Origin of the sequence: Myxococcus sp. CA039A (assembly GCF_013336645.1) — a bacterium.
In the GTDB taxonomy this organism is placed as follows: domain Bacteria; phylum Myxococcota; class Myxococcia; order Myxococcales; family Myxococcaceae; genus Myxococcus; species Myxococcus llanfairpwllgwyngyllgogerychwyrndrobwllllantysiliogogogochensis.
In genome coordinates, this window is sequence record NZ_JABUMQ010000586.1 from 1 (window position 1) to 2,884 (window position 2,884).

The window sequence follows — 2,884 nt, forward strand, 5'->3', positions numbered from 1 at the left end:
GGGCGGGGAAGCTCGGCGCCCTGGGGCCGGTGGGCTCACACCTGGAAGCCTCGCGCTCCCTCCGGTGACAGGAGGAGTGTGACCATGGCTCAGGGATATTCGTTGAACATCGGGTTGAATCTGGTGGACCCGGCGCACTACGCGGGCTGGGACGGAGCGCTCGTCGCCTGCGAGGCGGACGCCGAGGACATGGTGGCCATCGCCACGGAGCGGAAGTTCTCCACCGTGCGCAAGGTGCTCACCAAGGATGCGACGCGGGGCCGCATCCTGAAGGAGATGGACGAGGCGGCCCGCGTGCTCCAACCCGGAGACCTGTTCCTGCTGACGTACTCCGGACACGGCGGGCAGCTCCCGGACCGCAACAGCGACGAGTCGGACGCGCAGGACGAGACGTGGGTGCTCTACGACGGAGAGCTCATCGACGACGAAATCCACCTCGCGCTGTCCAAGCTGAAGCAGGGCGTGCGCGTGCTGATGTTCTCCGACAGCTGCCACAGCGGCACGGTGAGCAAGGCGGCTTACGCGGCGCTTCGGGGGTCAGGCAGCCTGGAGTTGCTGTCGGACACGCTGCATGACCCGACGCCGGGAGAGCGGCGCTTCAAGGACATGCCCACGGCGATTGCCCTGCGCACGTACCGGGACAACAAGGCCTTCTACGACGACGTCATGGCGGGGCTCCCGAAGGATGACCCCATCGCGAAGACGAAGGCGACGGTGCTGCTCATCTCCGGGTGCCAGGACAACCAGCTCTCCAGCGACGGAGCCTTCAACGGCCTGTTCACCGCGAACCTGCTGCGCGTCTACAACAGCGGGAAGTTCCGGGGCGGCCACCGCACGTTCCACCGCCGCATCGTCCGGCGCATGCCACCGCTCCAGTCGCCCAACTACTCCATCGTCGGCGTCCCCAGCCGCGAGTTCGAGCGGGAGACGCCCTTCGAGGTGTGACAAAGGGCCGAGGGGGGACTGATGGAGTCCCTCCACGGCCCTCTGTCATGACGCCGCGTTCGCGGTGGGGCTCAGTACGCCTTGGAGAACACGATGCGGCCCGGCGAGTCCTCGCCGGTGACGACGCACTTGCCCGGCTCCTGCTTGAGCGCGAAGGGACGGTTGCGCGTGGTCAGGCCCGTCTCTTCCTTGATGCGCGCCTCCACCTTGGGGTCCAGGTTCCAGTGCGCGAGCAGGAAGCCCGCGTCCGCCTTCTCCTTCATCTCCTCGTAGGAGTTGACCTCGAAGGTGTGCTCGTCGCGGAACGTCTTCGCCTTCTGGAAGAGGTCCTTCTGCATCTGGTCCAGCATCGACTGGGCCTTGGCGGCGGCCTCGCCCAGCGGGATGAACTCCTTCACCTTCAAGTCACGGCGCACCATGACGCAGGTGCCCTTGGCCAGGTCCTTGGGGCCAATCTCGATGCGCACGCAGGTGCCCACCAACTCGTGCTCGAAGTACTTGAAGCCGGGGCCCTTGCTGTCGTCGTCGTCCACCACCACGCCCAGGCCCGACTTGCGCAGGTCGGCGGCGAGCGCGTGGCTCTTCTCCAGCACCTGGGCCTTCTCCGTGTCGGTCGCCTTGCCGAAGATGGGGATGATGACCACGTGCGTGGCCGCCAGCTTCGGCGGGACGATGAGGCCCGAGTCATCCGAGTGGGTCATGATGAGGCCGCCGATGAGGCGCGTGGACACGCCCCAGGACGTCTGCCAGACGAAGTGCTCGCGGCCGTCGCGACCCTGGAACTTGGTGTCGAAGGCCTTGGCGAAGTTCTGGCCCAGGTTGTGGCTGGTGCCGGCCTGCAGCGCCTTCTTGTCCTGCATCATGGCTTCGATGCTGTAGGTGCGCAGGGCGCCGGCGAACCGCTCCGACTCCGACTTGCGGCCCGTCATCACGGGCATGGCCATGTAGTCCTCGGAGAACGTCCGGTAGACCTCCAGCATCTGGAGCGTCTCCTTCTCCGCGTCCTCTTCCGTCTCGTGACAGGTGTGGCCTTCCTGCCAGAGGAACTCGGTGGTGCGCAGGAACAGGCGCGTGCGCATCTCCCAGCGCATCACGTTCGCCCACTGGTTGATGAGCAGGGGCAAATCTCTATAGCTCTGCACCCACTTGGCGAAGCTGCGGTTGATGATGGTCTCCGACGTGGGTCGGATGACGTAGGGCTCCTCGAGCTTGGCGCCGCCCGCGTGGGTGACGACGGCGAGCTGGGGGTTGAAGCCCTCGACGTGCTCGGCTTCCTTCTTGAGGTAGCTCTCGGGGATGAGCAGCGGGAAGTAGGCGTTCTTGTGGCCCAGGTCCTTGAACATCTTGTCCAGGACGCGCTGCATGTTCTCCCACAGCGCGTAGCCGTTGGGACGGATGACCATGCAGCCCTTCACGTCCGAGTAGTCGGCGAGCTTCGCCTTCTGGACCAGGTCGACGTACCACTCGGAAAAGCCCTTCTCTCGGGGCGTGAGCTTATCGGCCATGTGCTGAGCACCTTTTCAAGTCGTTGAAAGAGGACGGTTGCCTACGCTTTGGCCACCCGGAAATCAACGCTCCAGTCGTCCCAGGACGTCCCTCGGCTCGTCCCAGGGTGGGTCGTTCACGTTGCGAGGGCTTTCGGAGGGCGGCGAGGATGCCCCGGCTGTCCCGTGGTCGTCCCAGGAGGAAGACATGCTGCGCGCCGTGGCTGGAGAGGTTCATTCCCTGGCGGTTCCCTTCCGGATGGGGGCGTTCGACCTGGGGGGACGGATGACGGTCATCCGCCTGCCGGGCGGGGGGCTGTGGGTGCACTCGCCGGTCGCCTGCACGCCCGAGGCGCGCGCGGCGGTGGACGCGCTGGGCCCGGTGCGCTTCCTGGTCGCGCCCAACCTGATGCACCACCTGCGGGTGGGGGACTGGGCGGCGGCGTATCCGGAGG

The 2,884-nt window shown here is 66.4% G+C and carries 3 protein-coding genes; 2 read left to right on the forward strand and 1 reads right to left on the reverse strand.

Translation table 11 applies throughout. The annotated features are described in order from the left end of the window. Nucleotides 1–84 precede the first annotated feature (84 nt). Complete coding sequence (locus HR086_RS46040; RefSeq protein WP_174468826.1) at nucleotides 85–945, forward strand: caspase family protein; 861 nt, start codon at nucleotides 85–87, stop codon at nucleotides 943–945. 71 nt (nucleotides 946–1,016) lie between these two features. Here the strand turns inward: HR086_RS46040 and proS are convergent, their stop codons facing one another. Beyond that, the gene (gene proS / locus HR086_RS46045) at nucleotides 1,017–2,450 is read right to left on the reverse strand and encodes a proline--tRNA ligase (protein ID WP_141649056.1); all 1,434 of its coding nucleotides are present in this window, start codon (nucleotides 2,448–2,450) and stop codon (nucleotides 1,017–1,019) included. A 187-nt stretch (nucleotides 2,451–2,637) separates the two neighbouring features. On the opposite strand from proS, the gene HR086_RS46050 reads away from it, so the two are divergent. Continuing rightward, nucleotides 2,638–2,884 (forward strand): DUF4336 domain-containing protein (locus HR086_RS46050; protein WP_174468827.1); only part of this gene is annotated, 247 nt, incomplete at its 3' end.